Consider the following 14,179-nt stretch of genomic DNA (forward strand, 5'->3'; position numbering starts at 1 on the left):
CGCATGGCCACTCCGGGACGGGAAACACGAAGGGCCGCAATGACCGCCACCACCGAAGACCAGGCCTGTCAGGCCGAAGTCACCGCGTTTCTGGCCGATCCGGCGACCTATGGAACCGGTCTTGCCGCGGTCGAGCGGATCGACACCCATGCGGCGATCGTCTTCCTGGCCGGTGACACGGTCTACAAGATCAAGCGTGCGGTGCGCTTCCCCTTCCTCGACTTCTCGACACTGGATCGCAGGAAGGCGGTCTGCGAGCGCGAAGTGGCCGTCAACCGGCTGACCGCGCCCGAGCTCTATCTCGGCACCGTGCCGATCACGCGCGAGGCGGACGGAACGCTGGCGCTCGGCGGACAGGGGGTGCCGGTCGAATGGGCGGTGCACATGCGCCGTTTCGACGAGACGAAGACGCTCGACAAGCTGACGGCGACGGGCGGCCTCGACAACCACCTGATCGACGAACTGGCCGAACGGGTCGCCGACCTGCACGCCAGGGCGCCGGTGGCGCATCCCGCCGATGCCGCCGGCGAGGTCGCCCGGGTCGCCCGGGAAAACTGCGCCGAACTCGCCGGGCATCCCGACCTGTTCGCCGCCGACGCCGTCGCCGATCTGCTCGAGCGCACCGACGACGCGCTCGCCCGGCTCACGCCCCTGATCCGGTCGCGGGCGGCGGCGGGGCAGGTGCGACGCTGCCACGGCGATCTGCATCTGGGCAACGTGGCGCTGATCGACGGCGCTCCGGTCATCTTCGATGCCATCGAGTTCGACGAAACGCTCGCCACCATCGATATCCTCTACGACCTCGCCTTCCTGATCATGGACCTGTGGCAGCGGGGCCTGCGCGCCCCGGCGAATCGGGTCTTCAACCGCTGGCTCACCGAACGGCGCGATCCGGACGATCTCGACGGACTGGCGCTGCTGCCGCTCTTCCTGTCCATGCGCGCGGCGATCCGCGCCAAGGTCGCGGCCCCGCGCGCGGCGCACCTGACGGGCGCGGCGCGGCGGGAAGCCGAAGAGGAAGCGCGCACTATGTTCGAGGTCGCACGCGGCTTTCTCGACCCGCCGCCGGCGCGGCTCGTCGCCATCGGCGGGCTGTCGGGCAGCGGAAAGACCACCGTCGCCTACGCCGTCGCGCCCCATATCGGCCCGGCGCCGGGCGCCGTGGTGGTGCGCAGCGACATCATGCGCAAGGTATTGTTCGACACCTCGGAAACCGAACGGCTGCCGGACGAGGCCTACGCGCCGGCGGTCGGCGCCCGGGTCTACGCCGAGATCGAGGCGTGGGCCGCCCGGGCGCTCGCCGCCGGCCACGGGGCGATCCTCGATGCCGTCCATTCCAAACCCGCCGAGCGCGATGCCGCCCGCGCCGTCGGAACCGCGGCCGGCGTGGCTTTCGACGGCCTGTGGCTTCAGGCAAATCCCGAAACCATGATGCGACGAGTCACGGACCGGACGGGAGACGCCTCCGACGCCACGGCCGAAATCGTCAAAAGGCAGCTCGCATACGAGACCGGTCCGATCGACTGGACAATCGTCGATGCCGGCGGCGGACGCGAGGATGCGATCGCCCGCGCCAGGCAGGCCCTTGCTATCGATTTATCAATACCCTCGAATTGACCATAGGACCCGTCGGATCCTCGAACCCCGTCGGGTCCACGAACAAGGAGACTTCCATGCCCCGCTTACCCCTCGTGCTCGCCGCTTTCGTCCTTCTCGCCGCTCCGCGGCTTGCCGGCGCCGAGGAGATCGAGGCCGTGTTCAACTGCGACGGCGATCTCACGCTGAACGTGGTCTTCGACAACGACGCCGAGCCAAACACCGCCGTCGTGACGATCGAAGGCCAGGATCCGATCACCCTGCCGATCGCCATATCGGGCTCGGGCTACTACTATACGAACGGCAAATACGGTCTGCGCGGAAAGGGCGACGAGGCGACCTGGGAAGTCGGCAGGATGGCGCCGATCAACTGCACGGCCGAAGAGTAACCACGCCAGCAACCGACCGGAGGACGGGATGGGACCAGTTCGACGTCTAGCGCTTGCGGTCGCAGGCACGGTGGCGTGCCTGGCCCCGGCGCAACCGGGCCAGGCCGGCCAGACCAGCGTGGTCTATGGCTGCGAGGGCCGGTTCAAGCTGCACGTCACCTTCGACAGCGACGCCGGCACCGCGACTGTGTCGGCGAGCCATCTGGGGACGCTGACCATGCAGGCCGTCCCGAGCGGCGATGGATTCCACTACAAGTCCGGCAAATACCAACTGCGCGGGCGCGGCAACCAGGCCTCCTGGCACGTCGGCATGAGCAAGCCGCTCCCCTGCGTTGCCGAATAGCACGGAAGCCGCAAAGCCGGGGCAGCCTCAGACATCGATCTGATACGCCAGGAACGGCGTCTTGCGACCGATGCGGTCGTAGAATGCCCGGGCACGGTAGTTGTCCTCCGCCGTCAACCAGCGAATGACCGCCCAGTCGCGCTGGCGGCATATCTCCTGCAGCGCCACCATCAGCGCTTCCGCGGCGCCGGACCCGCGCGCCTGCGGATCGACGAACAAGTCGTTCAGGAAGCAGGCCGTGTTGGCGCCGAGCGGCCGGGCGAAGGCCTGATAGTGGGCAAGCCCGATGGCCCGCCCGGCGTCGTCGAGGGCGACGATCGCCTCGGCTTCATGGTCGGGATCGAAGATCCAATGCCAAACGCGCTCGCGCATCTGCGGCGTCTGCGCGACCTTGTAGAACGCGGCGTATCCGGCGAACAGCCGTTCCCAGTCCTCGCGGTGCTCCGGGGCGAGAGGGACGACGTGGACATTGGACTTCGGCTGCATGGAGGGCTCCTCGATGTGGCAGGACGTTAACGCTACGCCATCGGCGCATCGAGGGCGAACGTCATTCCGCGCGGAAATGCCGTCTCCTCGGGCGAGGCACACGAAATGCTCTACGGCAGCAGCACCGCCGCGCCGGTGAGCCGCCCGTCCCGCAGGCGGGCCAGTGCATCGTTGGCCTGGTCCAGCGGGACCGCCTCGACGGTCGTCTCCACCGGGACCTCGGCAGCGATGCGGAGGAACGCGTCACCGTCGGCGCGGGTCAGGTTGGCGACGGAACGCACCACCCGCTCACCCCACAGGATCGAGTAGGGAAAGGACGGGATATCGCTCATGTGGATCCCGGCGCAGACGACGGTTCCACCCTTGCGAACGGCTTCGAGCGCCGCCGGCACCAGCGCGCCGACGGGCGCGAAGATCACGGCGAAATCGAGCGGCTCGGGCGCCGGCTTGTCGGAATCGCCGACCCATTCGGCGCCGAGCGCGGCGGCGAAGTCCTGGGCGGCGGTGTCGCCCGGCCGGGTGAAGGCAAAAACGCGCTGGCCGAGATGGCGGGCGACCTGGGCCATGATGTGGGCGGCGGCGCCGAAGCCGTAGATGCCGATCGTCTCCGCGTCCCCGGCCATGCGGTGGGCGCGATGGCCGATCAGACCGGCGCACAGGAGCGGCGCCGCGTGCCGATCGTCGAAGGTTGCGGGCAGCGGGAAGCAGAAGCGGGCATCGGCGAGCATGTGCGTGGCATAGCCGCCGTCGAGCTGATAGCCGGTGAACCGGGCCCGGTTGCACAGGTTCTCCTGTCCCGACCGGCAATAGCGGCACGCGCCGCAGGTCCAGCCGAGCCAGGGCACGCCGATGCGATCGCCGAGCGACAGGCCGGCGACGCCCTCGCCCAGCGCGGCCACCGTACCGACGACTTCGTGACCCGGCACGATCGGATAGGGAATGTCGGGCAATTCGTTGTCGACAACATGCAGGTCGGTGCGGCAGACGCCGCAGGCGTGCACAGCGATCAGCACCTGGCCGGCGCGGGGCGCCGGTATCGGCCGCTCTCGCATCACGAGCGGCGTACCCGGCGCCTCCAGAACCATTGCCTTCATCATGCCTTCAGGCGCCATGGCGACAATCCGTCTGCGTGTTCGGTTCCGTAACGGCGACATTTGAAGCAAAACCGCCCGGCAGTTGAAGCAATTCCGGACGAGTTCGTTCAACACCGGTTAGCGCAAGTGCCCTACGCTGTGCAATGGAGGGGCTGCGGGGTGTCCCGGTACTGCGTACCAGGGTTTCGAACCCAGACGGAGGGACCTCGCGATGCTGGACATGCGTCAATTCGCGCTTCTCGCCGTGCTTGTCGGCACCATGGTTGCCGCGCTCGGTCCGGTGAGCATCTAGACCCTTGGTATCGCGGGACCGACGGCTGCAGCCCCAGTCCCGCGATACCGCGACGATCGACGCGGGTACTATCGCTCATCTGTAGCAGGTGCATTCCGACATCCGCCCCGGAACGGTCGTCCGCCACTCTCCCTGCCAGCGCCGGTTATGGCTCGTGCAGACCGCCGGACAGACGGTCTTGGCCTGCTGGTCGCTCCAGATCGGGCCGGCATCGAAGCTGCGCCCCTCGCGCCGGCCGCTGCTGCCGCCGCCGAACCGGCAACTGCAAACCGACATCCGCCCCGGAGCCGTGGTGTGCCAGCTTCCGTTCCAGGCCCCGCCCGCCCCCGCGCAAACGGAAGGACACTTGTTTCGGGCGTCCTGATCGCTCCAGATCGGGCCGGCGTTGATGTCCCTGGCCAGGACCGGTGCGGCGGCAACGACGCCGACGACGAAAAATGCCGCAGCCATCGCTGCGGCCAGGCGGTGAATCATGAGCGGCTCTCGTATGAACGGGATTCCCGACACCCGGTGAATCCCTGGAAGCTTTGACCGGATCGGGTTACGAAAGACCGACTTCGACCGTTCCGATTGTCCGAATTCTTCATGAGCACCCCCGCGGCGTCCAAAGAGCAACCCGCGCTCAAGCGCGGCCTCGGCCTGTGGCTGACATCGTTCTACGGTCTTGGCGTCGTCGTCGGCGCGGGCATCTATGTGCTGATCGGGGCGCTGGCCGGTATCGCGGGGACGGCGGCGCCCGTCTCGTTCCTGATCGCCGGTATCGTCGCGGGCATGACGGCGCTCTCCTACATGGAGCTCACAGCGCGCCTGCCGGAAGCCGCCGGCGAAGCGGCCTATGTGGCCGAAGGGTTCGGCTCGCCGACCCTGACGCTGATCACCGGCCTTGCCGTCGTCGTCGTCGCGACGTTGGCCGCAGCGACGATCGGCGCAGGTGCCGCCACCTACATGACGACGATCGCCGCCTTGCCGAACTGGGCTCTGGTCGCGGTCATCGTCATCGCGCTCGGCGCCATATCCGCCTACGGCATCGTCGAGTCGGCCACCTTCGCCGCCATCCTGACGGTCATCGAGATCGCCGGCCTGGTGCTCGTCGCCGTCTCCGCCCTGCTTGCCGAACCAGACCTCCTGACCCGGATCGGCGAGATCGCGCCGCCGCCGACCTGGGCGGCCTGGTCGGGGATCCTCGCCGGCAGCGTGCTCGCCTTCTTCGCCTTCCTCGGCTTCGAGGACATGGTCAACGTCGCCGAGGAGGTGGTCGAGCCGGAGCGCACCCTGCCACGCGCCATCGCGATCGTGATGGTCGTGGCCACCCTCATCTATCTCGCGGTCGCCGCGATCTGCGTGCTCGCTGTTCCGGTCGCCGACCTTGCGGCCGCACCGGCCCCGCTCGCGCTCGTCGCCGCGCGCGGACTGCCGGGGGCGGCGACGATCGTCACGGTGATCGCGATTTCGGCCGCGCTGAACGGGGTTCTCGTCCAGTTCATCCTGGCGCCGCGCATGCTCTACGGGCTGGCCAGACGCGGGCGCCTGCCGGGCTGGTTCGGCCGCGTCTCGGCGCGCACGCGGACGCCGGTCAACGCCACCGTGTTCATCGTCGTCATTGCCGGGTTCCTCGCCGCGACGCTGCCGATCGCCGATCTGGCGGCCATGAGTTCCCGGTTGATCCTGACGATCTTCGTCGTCGTCAATCTGGCGCTGGTCAAGATCAAGCGGCGCGGCGGGGCCCGCCCCGCCGTCACCGTGCCGTTCGCGGTGCCGGTGCTCGGGGCGATCCTGTCGGCGGCCCTGCTCTTGACGAGCTTCCTGCTTTGATCGTCTGCTGCGGGTTCACTGCAAAGGCCCACCCCCAGGAATCGCCATGCTGCGCTTTGCCGCCAACCTGTCGATGATGTTCACCGAGCTACCTTTCCTCGACCGTTTCGCGACGGCACGGGAGGCGGGCTTCAAGGGCGTCGAGTTCCTGTTTCCCTATGACTTCGAGGCGGGAGAGATCGCCGCGCGGCTCGACGATAACGGCCTGACGCAGGCGCTGTTCAACCTGCCACCGGGAAACTGGGAGGCTGGCGAGCGCGGCCTCGCCGCCATGCCCGGCCGCGAGGCGGAGTTCGACGCCGCGCTGGACACGGCGCTTGCCTATGCCGAGGCGCTCGACTGCACGCTGCTGCATGCGATGGCCGGCATTCCGGGCCCGGACATCGACCCGGACGCGGCGATGGACACCTACGTCTCCAATCTGAAGAAGGCAGGCGACGCGGCGGCGGCGCGGGGCGTCACCATCCTGATCGAGCCGATCAACCAGCGCGACAATCCGGGCTACTTCCTCTCGGACCTGGAAGCGGGGCGGCGGGTGATCGAGGCGGTCGGATCGGCGCATGTCCGCCTGCAACTCGACCTCTATCACCGCCAGGTCACGCGCGGCGACCTGATCCACGCGATCCGCGACTATCTCGACATCAGCCGGCACGTCCAGGTCGCCAATCCGCCGGAGCGCGCCGATCCCGGCACCGGCGAGATCAACTATCCCCATGTGTTCGCCGAACTGGAAAGGCGCGGCTATGCCGGCTGGATCGGCTGCGAATACCGCCCGCCGGCCGGGACCGCGGAGAGCCTGAACTGGTTCGAGCCGTACCGGGCGTGATCGGCCCCAGGCGGATCGGTTCGCCCGCAGGCGCGCGCGTCTAGCGGATCAGCAGCAACAGCGCCGCATAGGCCGCAGCCCCGGCGGCAAAGGGCAGGAAGCGGCTGTCCTTGTCCTCGGGCAGCTCCTCCTTCAGCGTGTTCATGATGACACCGCCGGCGAGGAACGCGAACAGGAAGCCGATGAGGATCGGCGGCACCTCCGTATCAAGCGCGCCGACGAGCCAGCCGACGGACACGCCGGCGGCGAGGACCCAGCGCGTTTCCGAATCGTAGTCCTCCGGGTGCTCCTGGCGCTGCCCGAAATCGCTGGTCGAAAGATGCAGCAGCATGGCGACCACGTAGATCGCCAGCGACCAATAGCCCGCCTGCTCGCGGTGCAGGAGCAGGTAGCCGATCAGGAAGTTGAAGAAGAAGAACGAGGCCAGATGCAGCCCCTTCACCTCGCGCTCGAGCCGGCTCTCGCCGGTTGCGGCAAGACGGCGGCCACGGGAGCGACGGGCGGCATTGTCCAGCCCGAAGAAGAAGACGAGGCCTGCGAGCGCGATCAGGTAGACCCAGGCTTCCGCCGCGCTGTCGCTCAGGTGCAGCTCGCGGGCGAAGGTGTGCTGGTGGCCGGCGAGCTCCGGCAGCACGTGCAGGAAGACGTAGGTGACCGCCACCCCGCCGGCGAACGACAGCAGCGCGTGGCGCGGCCTGCCTTCGAGAAAGACCAGGCGGCCTATGAAGAGATGGGCGGCGATGAAGGCGAGCGCGGCAAGGCCGCTGAGAATCAGTATCGGCGTGGTCATGGCGACGGCTTAAACCACAATCGGTAAGGACCGTCGCTCCGACAACGTCTCCAGCACCACCTCGGAGCGCACCTGACTGACGCTTTCGTGCGGCAACAGGACGTCGTTGACGAAGCGGGCGAGATCGGGGAGCGACGCGACCACGACCTTCAGGAGATAGTCGGCCTCGCCGGTCAGCGCATAGGCTTCCTGGACCTCGGGCGTCATCGCGGCGAGATCGCGGAAGCGGCGGGCATTGGCCGCGTTGTGGCGCGACAGCGTGACATGGATGAAGACGACGGTCGACAGGCCCAGTCGCTCCCCGTCCAGTTCGGCGCGGTAACGGCGAATGACGCCGTCCTGCTCGAGCCGCGCGCGCCGGCGGGAGACCTGCGAGGCGGACAGATGCACCCGCTCGGCAAGCCCCTGATTGGTCAGGTCGCCCTTCTCCTGCAGCGCGTCGAGGATGCGCAGATCGATCGCGTCGATATCCATCCTTATGCGTACTTTCCCCTATTTATGCATGAACTGTGCATACAGTGCGTGATGCTCGTCGATTATGCAAACACCTCGCGCGAGGCATGCGCGATACTCGCTACAACATGCATCGGCCCGGCTGCTCCGCCAGCACAGGGCCGCGACAGCGAGAGGAGATCGCCATGGGTCCGTTTCCGCACGACGCACCGGCCGCCAGGATCGACGACACGAATCCGATGGGCACCGACGGCTTCGAGTTCGTCGAGTTCGCCCACCCCGACGCCGCGGTCCTGAAGGACCTGTTCGCGCGCATGGGCTTTTCGCCGGTGGCCAAGCACAAGACGCGCGACATCTGGGTCTACCGGCAGGGCGACATCAACTATGTCGTCAACGCCGATCCCGACAGCTTCCCGGCGCAGTTCGTCGCGGCGCACGGGCCGTGCGCGCCATCGATGGCCTGGCGCGTGGTCGACGCGCAGCACACCTTCAAGCGCGCGGTCGAACTCGGCGCGACGCCCTATGAGGGCGAGGAGGGTGCAAAGACGCTCGACGCCCCCGCGATCCGCGGCATCGGCGGCAGCCTCATCTATTTCGTCGACAGCTACGGCGAGAAAGGCTCGCCCTATTCGGCGGACTTCGCGTGGCTCGGCGCGGAGGATCCTAAGCCGGAAGGCCACGGCTTCTACTATCTCGACCACCTGACCCACAATGTCCGGCGCGGCAACATGGACACGTGGTTCGACTATTACGTCACGCTGTTCAACTTCCGCCAGATCCGCTTCTTCGACATCGAGGGCAAGCTGACCGGCCTGTTCTCGCGGGCGCTGACGAGCCCGTGCGGCAAGATCCGCATCCCGATCAACGAGTCGGCCGACGAGAACTCCCAGATCGAGGAATATCTCAAGGATTACAAGGGCGAAGGCATCCAGCACATCGCCGTGGGCACCGAGGACATCTATGCCGCGACCGACAGGCTCGCCGACAACGGCGTGACGTTCATGCCCGGCCCGCCGGATACCTATTACGAGAAGAGCCACGAGCGCGTGCACGGGCACCAGGAGCCGATCGAGGCCCTGAAGACGCACGGCATCCTGATCGACGGCGAGGGCGTGGTCGACGGCGGCGAGACCCGCATCCTGCTGCAGATCTTCTCCAAGACCGTGATCGGGCCGATCTTCTTCGAGTTCATCCAGCGCAAGGGCGACGACGGCTTCGGCGAAGGCAACTTCCGCGCCCTGTTCGAGTCGATCGAGGAAGACCAGATCCGCCGCGGCGTGCTGAAGGCCGACGCGGCGGAATAGGCGGCCGGCGCTATCGCCCCGTATAGACGGGCGCGCGGCGGGCGATCCATGCATCGAGCCCCTCGCGCGCATCGTCCGTCGCGGCCATCCGGGCAAACTGTTCGCGCTCGATCAACAGCCCCTCGTCGATCGTACCGTTGATGCCGCGTGTGACCGCGGTGATGATGCGCGCGGCGGCCAGCGACGAATGTCGCAGTATGCGGCCCGCCAGGGCGAAGGCTTCGGGCAGCAGGTCGTCGTGCGGCACGACGCGATTGACCAGCCCGATCTCGCGGGCCCGTTCAGGGCCGAACGGGTCGCCGGTCAGCAACAGTTCCAGCGCGCGCTTGCGACCGGCGAGACGCGGCAGCCGCTGAGTTCCGCCGAATGTCGGCGGAATGCCAATGTTGATTTCCGGCTTGGCGAACAGGGCACGCTCGCTGGCGACGGCCAGATGCGCCGCTTCGGTGATTTCGCATCCGCCGCCGTATGCGATGCCGTTGACCGCCGCGATCACCGGCTTCGGAAACGACTCCAGACGCGCCGTCATTGCCTGGCCCCGGCGGCAGAAGTCGCGGACGGCGACATCGACGCCCGCCGCCACGCTGCCGGCGAATTCGGGGATGTCGCCTCCGGCGGAAAAGGCCCGCTCGCCCGCCCCGGTCAGGATGACGGCCCTGACGGCCGGATCGGCTTCCAGACCGTCCAGCACCGCCATCAGCCGGTCGATCAGCGCGTAGTTAAGCGCGTTGAGCTTCTCCGGACGGTTCAGCGTCACAAGGGCCAGTTCATTTCGGGCTTCAACGGTCACAAGTTCGGACATGACATCTCCATCGTCTTCCAGGTCCTGACAAACTTGCCGGGAGGCTGGCGCCGGGATAGTGTCCTGTAAACTCACTAGTCGGTATACATACGATGCCACGCGACAGCGCCGAAACGAGGAAACGCATCCTCAATGCTGCCAATCGGCTCTTCTATGCGCAGGGCATCCGGGCGGTGAGCGTCGATGCGGTGGCGGAGAAGGCCGGCGTCACCAAGAAGACGCTCTATTACCACTTCAAGAGCAAGGACGATCTCGTCACCGAGTACCTGACATCGCGCGACCAGCCCAACCTGGACACCTTCCGGAAATGGTTCGACGAGACCGACGGCCCCCTATCGGACAAGGTGTTCGCGATCTTCGAGGGCGTCGCCAAGGGGGCAAGGCACCCGAAGTGGCGTGGCTGCGGCTTCCTGCGCACCGCCGGAGAACTGGCGGCCATGCCCGGACACCCCGCCGTCAAGGCCGGTGCCGCCCACAAGAAACGCTTCGAGCAATGGCTGGCGGACATGTTCGCCGCCGACGGCATCGCCGCGTCCGACACACTGGCGCGACGGGTGAGCCTGCTTATGGAAGGCGCCTTCGCCAGCGCGCTCATCCATCGCGACCCGGCCTATGTCATCGATGCCGGCGAGGCCGCGCGGGACCTGGTGTCGCACCGGCCGTAGCAGCGGCGGCGCAGGCGCCTTTACCGACTGTTAACCAACGAAGTTCACAGTCGAAACACCTAGGACTTTTCTCGATCGAGACGGGGACGCCGGAAACCGGCGGAGACAGGCGGTGCCAGCCGGCGCCGCCTGTTCTTTTTCGTGCCTTCGCCTGCTTGAGCGGTCCGGTTTGCCGCCCTACTCTCGCCGTGACACGACCGGGAGGGAGGACGTCCATGACGGTGGCGGCGACGATCGACAGCGGGCTCAAGGCCTACGGCAACATCATCGGCGGCGACACGGTGGCGGCCGCCGACGGGCGCACGATCGAGGTGCTGTGCCCCTCCGACGGCGTCGCCTTCGCGTCGATTGCGCGGTCGGGTCCGTCGGATGTCAGTCGGGCCGTGTCGGCTGCGCGGGCCGCCTTCGACGGCGCCTGGGGCACGATGCCCCCGCACGAGCGCGGACGCCTGCTGATGGCGCTCGCGCGCGCGATCCTCGACCACTTCGACGAACTCGCCGCGCTCGAATCCCGCGATACCGGCAAGCCGGCGCGCCAGGGCAAGGCCGACATCACCGCGGCGGCGCGCTACTTCGAATTCTACGCCGGCGCCTGCGACAAGCTGCACGGCGACACCCTGCCCTTCCTGCCCGGCCACATGGCGCTGACCCTGCGCGAGCCGCACGGCGTCACCGGCCACATCATCCCGTGGAACTATCCCGCCCAGATGTTCGGCCGCTCGGTCGGCGGGGCGCTGGCGATGGGCAACGCGGTGGTGATCAAGCCGGCGGAGGATGCCTGCATGACGCCGCTGCGCCTGACCGAACTGGCGCTCGAGGCCGGCTTCCCGGCCGGCGCGATCAACGTGGTGACCGGCTATGGCGAGGAGGCCGGCGCGGCGCTGGCGGGCCATCCGGACATCGACTTCCTGTCGTTCACCGGCTCGCCGGAGGTCGGCACGCTGGTGCAGGCGGCGGCGGCGAAGAACCATATCGGCGCGACGCTGGAGCTCGGCGGCAAGTCGCCGCAGATCCTGTTCGCCGACGCCGATCTCGACGCGGCTCTGCCGATCGTCGTTTCGGCGATCATCCAGAACGGCGGCCAGACCTGCTCGGCCGGCAGCCGCGTGCTGATCGAAAAGGGCATCTATGATGTTGTCACCGCGGACCTCGCCGCGCGGTTCTCGACCCTGCGGGCCGGGCCGCACCAGGCCGATCTCGACGTCGGTCCGCTGATCAACGCGGGCCAGCGCGACCGGGTGGCCGGCTTCGTCGCCCAGGCGAAATCGGACGGCGTCCCTCTCCTGGCCGAGGGCGGCATCGCCCCGGACGCGCCGGCCGGCGGCTTCTATGCCGCGCCCGCCCTGTTCGGCCCGGTGCCGCGCGAGAACCGGCTTGCCTGCGAAGAGGTGTTCGGCCCGGTGCTGTCGGCGATCCCGTTCGACGACGAGGCCGATGCGATCCAGCTCGCCAATGCCTCCGACTACGGCCTCGTCGCCGGCGTGTGGACGGCGGATGGCGGCCGCCAGATGCGCGTCGCCAAGGCGCTTCAGGTGGGCCAGGTCTTCGTCAACTGCTACGGCGCCGGCGGCGGCATCGAGCTGCCCTTCGGCGGGCGCAAGAAATCCGGCCACGGCCGCGAAAAGGGCTTCGACGCGCTCTACGAGTTCTCGACCACCAAAACCGTGGTGTTCAAGCACGATTAGAGGCGCCGTCGTGGCGCCATCGGCAGCGAAAGCCGTGCTTTTGCAAGGGCTAAGCCGCCCGCGCCCTGCCACCGCGCGCGATCAGCGGGACCAGCACCGCGCCGACCGCGCAGGTGATCAACAGGTACCACATGGCGCCGTGATAGCCGGCCATGAAGGCGTCGCGGAACAGCGGCAGGATCTTCTCCTCCAGGCCCGGCGTCAGCGCCCCCAGCGCCGTCGTCGCCTGGCTCGGATCGGACAGGAGGCTCGCCACCACGTGACGGTCGGCATCGGTCAGGGTGATGGCTTCGGCCGCGAGAGCGGCATCGAGGCTCGCCTTGTCGAGCACTTCGAAGATCAGCCCGCCGATGGCCAGGGCAAGGCTCGAGCCGACATTCCAGATCGAATAGAGCACGCCGATGACGACACTCGCGCGCGCCGTCGGAAACGGCGCGGTCGCGGCGAGCGTCGCGGTCGCCTGCTGCAGCCCCCAGCCGAGACCGAACAGGCCGAGGCCGAACAAGACGAACGGCACGGCGCTATCCGGCGCGAAGAAGATCTGCGCCAGCGCCGACAGAACGAGCCCCACCTGACCGAGGGCAATGAAGCGCATCGGGCCGTGCTCGTCGGCCAGCCTGCCGATGAGCGGCGGCACGACCACCACCAGTGCGGAGATCGGCAGAAGCATCAGGCCGGCGACATAGGGCGCCTCGCCGCGCACGGTCTGCAGGTATTGCGGCGCCATGAAGCTGCCGAGCCCGATGAAGCCGCCGAGCGTCAGGGCCACCACCGTGCAGGCCAGAAACACGCGGTTGCCGAACAGCGCGAAATCGATGATCGGGAACGCCACCCGCCGCTCGACGACGAAAAAGACGGCGAGCAACACGATGGCCGCCGCCGCCGTCGCCAGGAACAGCGGTGAGGCCCAGCCCCATTCGTTGGCCTTCATGATGGCGACGACGAGCCCCGCCATGCCCGGCGTCAGGAAGGCGAGGCCGAGCCAATCCACCTTTTCCCCGGTCTGCGGCGGCGTCTCGATCACCGCATCGAAAGCGACGAGGAAGCCGACGACCACCACCGGCACGTTGACGTAGAAGGCCCAGCGCCACGAGAGCGCCGACATCAGGACGCCCCCGATCAGCGGGCCGACGGCCATGCCGAAGCCCGTGACGCTCATGAACACCGCCAACGCGCGGCCCCGCTCGGCCTCGGGGAAATGGTGGTTCACCAGGCCGATCGAACAGGTCAGAAGGGCGGCCCCGCAGATGCCTTGCACGAAGCGGCAGGCGATCAGAACCTCCGCGCTCGGCGCGGCCCCGGCCACGAACGAGGCGATGGCGAAGACGACGACGCCGATATAGAGCGCCTTGCGCCGTCCGTAGATGTCGCCGAGCCGCCCGTTCGTGACCATGAACACCACCAGCATCAGGAAGAAGGCGTTCATCACCCACTGGAGCTGGTCGTTGGTTGTCCGCAGGTCGCGCTGGATGCCGGGCAGGATCGTGTTGACGACGGTGAAATCGACGAACACGACGAAGCACAGGATCGAGATCCCGACGAGCGCCCGCCACCGCTTTTCGTAAGGCTGGTCCGGCACAGCCGCCATAGTACGCCGCCTTCCGATCTTTGATGCCGCACCGTAACCGGGCTACCCTGCCCC

The 14,179-nt window shown here is 67.9% G+C and carries 15 protein-coding genes; 8 read left to right on the top strand and 7 right to left on the bottom strand.

Features of this window, described 5'->3' with window-relative positions; genetic code table 11:
• Positions 1 to 39 precede the first annotated feature (39 nt).
• From MUB46_RS01180 to MUB46_RS01190, 3 genes are read left to right on the top strand one after another with little or no spacing between them, the layout of a single operon-like run.
• Positions 40 to 1,617: a bifunctional aminoglycoside phosphotransferase/ATP-binding protein gene (locus MUB46_RS01180; RefSeq protein WP_261614030.1), complete on the top strand. Its 1,578-nt coding sequence runs from the start codon at positions 40 to 42 to the stop codon at positions 1,615 to 1,617.
• A gap of 56 nt (positions 1,618 to 1,673) precedes the next feature.
• The gene (locus tag MUB46_RS01185; RefSeq protein WP_261614031.1) at positions 1,674 to 1,985 is read left to right on the top strand and encodes an MliC family protein; all 312 of its coding nucleotides are present in this window, start codon (positions 1,674 to 1,676) and stop codon (positions 1,983 to 1,985) included.
• 28 nt (positions 1,986 to 2,013) lie between these two features.
• Complete coding sequence (locus MUB46_RS01190) at positions 2,014 to 2,328, top strand: MliC family protein (RefSeq protein WP_261614032.1); 315 nt, start codon at positions 2,014 to 2,016, stop codon at positions 2,326 to 2,328.
• Positions 2,329 to 2,355: 27 nt separating this feature from the next.
• Here MUB46_RS01190 and MUB46_RS01195 read toward each other — a convergent pair whose 3' ends face one another.
• From MUB46_RS01195 to MUB46_RS01205, 3 genes are all read right to left on the bottom strand, one after another.
• Positions 2,356 to 2,814: a GNAT family N-acetyltransferase gene (locus MUB46_RS01195; protein ID WP_261614033.1), complete on the bottom strand. Its 459-nt coding sequence runs from the start codon at positions 2,812 to 2,814 to the stop codon at positions 2,356 to 2,358.
• Between the two features lie 110 nt (positions 2,815 to 2,924).
• Positions 2,925 to 3,908: a zinc-dependent alcohol dehydrogenase family protein gene (locus MUB46_RS01200; protein ID WP_261614428.1), complete on the bottom strand. Its 984-nt coding sequence runs from the start codon at positions 3,906 to 3,908 to the stop codon at positions 2,925 to 2,927.
• A 367-nt stretch (positions 3,909 to 4,275) separates the two neighbouring features.
• Positions 4,276 to 4,674: a mannan-binding lectin gene (locus MUB46_RS01205; RefSeq protein ID WP_261614034.1), complete on the bottom strand. Its 399-nt coding sequence runs from the start codon at positions 4,672 to 4,674 to the stop codon at positions 4,276 to 4,278.
• Between the two features lie 111 nt (positions 4,675 to 4,785).
• Here MUB46_RS01205 and MUB46_RS01210 point away from each other — a divergent pair, with 111 nt between their 5' ends.
• Positions 4,786 to 6,012 carry an APC family permease gene (locus tag MUB46_RS01210; RefSeq protein ID WP_261614035.1) on the top strand — a complete coding sequence of 409 codons (1,227 nt, stop codon included), beginning with the start codon at positions 4,786 to 4,788 and terminating at the stop codon, positions 6,010 to 6,012.
• A gap of 46 nt (positions 6,013 to 6,058) precedes the next feature.
• Positions 6,059 to 6,838 carry a 2-oxo-tetronate isomerase gene (otnI, locus tag MUB46_RS01215; RefSeq protein ID WP_261614036.1) on the top strand — a complete coding sequence of 260 codons (780 nt, stop codon included), beginning with the start codon at positions 6,059 to 6,061 and terminating at the stop codon, positions 6,836 to 6,838.
• Between the two features lie 40 nt (positions 6,839 to 6,878).
• Here the strand turns inward: otnI and MUB46_RS01220 are convergent, their stop codons facing one another.
• Together MUB46_RS01220 and MUB46_RS01225 are read right to left on the bottom strand one after the other, a co-directional pair.
• Positions 6,879 to 7,628 carry a hypothetical protein gene (locus tag MUB46_RS01220; RefSeq protein WP_261614037.1) on the bottom strand — a complete coding sequence of 250 codons (750 nt, stop codon included), beginning with the start codon at positions 7,626 to 7,628 and terminating at the stop codon, positions 6,879 to 6,881.
• A 9-nt stretch (positions 7,629 to 7,637) separates the two neighbouring features.
• Positions 7,638 to 8,102, bottom strand: a complete 465-nt coding sequence (locus MUB46_RS01225) for an Lrp/AsnC family transcriptional regulator (RefSeq protein ID WP_261614038.1) — start codon at positions 8,100 to 8,102, stop codon at positions 7,638 to 7,640.
• Between the two features lie 164 nt (positions 8,103 to 8,266).
• Between MUB46_RS01225 and hppD the strand changes: the two genes are divergently transcribed.
• Positions 8,267 to 9,385, top strand: a complete 1,119-nt coding sequence (gene hppD, locus MUB46_RS01230; protein WP_261614039.1) for a 4-hydroxyphenylpyruvate dioxygenase — start codon at positions 8,267 to 8,269, stop codon at positions 9,383 to 9,385.
• Between the two features lie 10 nt (positions 9,386 to 9,395).
• Here the strand turns inward: hppD and MUB46_RS01235 are convergent, their stop codons facing one another.
• Positions 9,396 to 10,187 (bottom strand): crotonase/enoyl-CoA hydratase family protein, encoded by a 792-nt coding sequence (locus tag MUB46_RS01235; protein WP_261614040.1) that lies wholly within the window; start codon positions 10,185 to 10,187, stop codon positions 9,396 to 9,398.
• A 92-nt stretch (positions 10,188 to 10,279) separates the two neighbouring features.
• Here MUB46_RS01235 and MUB46_RS01240 point away from each other — a divergent pair, with 92 nt between their 5' ends.
• Positions 10,280 to 10,852 carry a TetR/AcrR family transcriptional regulator gene (locus MUB46_RS01240; protein ID WP_261614041.1) on the top strand — a complete coding sequence of 191 codons (573 nt, stop codon included), beginning with the start codon at positions 10,280 to 10,282 and terminating at the stop codon, positions 10,850 to 10,852.
• Positions 10,853 to 11,067: 215 nt separating this feature from the next.
• Positions 11,068 to 12,537 carry an aldehyde dehydrogenase family protein gene (locus MUB46_RS01245; protein ID WP_261614042.1) on the top strand — a complete coding sequence of 490 codons (1,470 nt, stop codon included), beginning with the start codon at positions 11,068 to 11,070 and terminating at the stop codon, positions 12,535 to 12,537.
• A gap of 49 nt (positions 12,538 to 12,586) precedes the next feature.
• Here the strand turns inward: MUB46_RS01245 and MUB46_RS01250 are convergent, their stop codons facing one another.
• A complete protein-coding gene (locus MUB46_RS01250; protein ID WP_261614043.1) occupies positions 12,587 to 14,125 on the bottom strand; it encodes an MFS transporter in 1,539 nt (512 codons plus the stop codon).
• Between the last annotated feature and the right edge of the window lie 54 nt (positions 14,126 to 14,179).

The organism is Microbaculum marinisediminis, assembly GCF_025397915.1.
GTDB classification, from domain to species: domain Bacteria; phylum Pseudomonadota; class Alphaproteobacteria; order Rhizobiales; family Tepidamorphaceae; genus Microbaculum; species Microbaculum marinisediminis.

Coding starts and splice junctions, on each gene's coding strand:
- MUB46_RS01180 (WP_261614030.1), top strand. CDS start 40: ATGACCGCCACCACCGAAGACCAGGCCTGTCAGGCCGAAGTCACCGCG.
- MUB46_RS01185 (WP_261614031.1), top strand. CDS start 1,674: ATGCCCCGCTTACCCCTCGTGCTCGCCGCTTTCGTCCTTCTCGCCGCT.
- MUB46_RS01190 (WP_261614032.1), top strand. CDS start 2,014: ATGGGACCAGTTCGACGTCTAGCGCTTGCGGTCGCAGGCACGGTGGCG.
- MUB46_RS01195 (WP_261614033.1), bottom strand. CDS start 2,814: ATGCAGCCGAAGTCCAATGTCCACGTCGTCCCTCTCGCCCCGGAGCAC.
- MUB46_RS01200 (WP_261614428.1), bottom strand. CDS start 3,908: ATGAAGGCAATGGTTCTGGAGGCGCCGGGTACGCCGCTCGTGATGCGA.
- MUB46_RS01205 (WP_261614034.1), bottom strand. CDS start 4,674: ATGATTCACCGCCTGGCCGCAGCGATGGCTGCGGCATTTTTCGTCGTC.
- MUB46_RS01210 (WP_261614035.1), top strand. CDS start 4,786: ATGAGCACCCCCGCGGCGTCCAAAGAGCAACCCGCGCTCAAGCGCGGC.
- otnI (WP_261614036.1), top strand. CDS start 6,059: ATGCTGCGCTTTGCCGCCAACCTGTCGATGATGTTCACCGAGCTACCT.
- MUB46_RS01220 (WP_261614037.1), bottom strand. CDS start 7,628: ATGACCACGCCGATACTGATTCTCAGCGGCCTTGCCGCGCTCGCCTTC.
- MUB46_RS01225 (WP_261614038.1), bottom strand. CDS start 8,102: ATGGATATCGACGCGATCGATCTGCGCATCCTCGACGCGCTGCAGGAG.
- hppD (WP_261614039.1), top strand. CDS start 8,267: ATGGGTCCGTTTCCGCACGACGCACCGGCCGCCAGGATCGACGACACG.
- MUB46_RS01235 (WP_261614040.1), bottom strand. CDS start 10,187: ATGTCCGAACTTGTGACCGTTGAAGCCCGAAATGAACTGGCCCTTGTG.
- MUB46_RS01240 (WP_261614041.1), top strand. CDS start 10,280: ATGCCACGCGACAGCGCCGAAACGAGGAAACGCATCCTCAATGCTGCC.
- MUB46_RS01245 (WP_261614042.1), top strand. CDS start 11,068: ATGACGGTGGCGGCGACGATCGACAGCGGGCTCAAGGCCTACGGCAAC.
- MUB46_RS01250 (WP_261614043.1), bottom strand. CDS start 14,125: ATGGCGGCTGTGCCGGACCAGCCTTACGAAAAGCGGTGGCGGGCGCTC.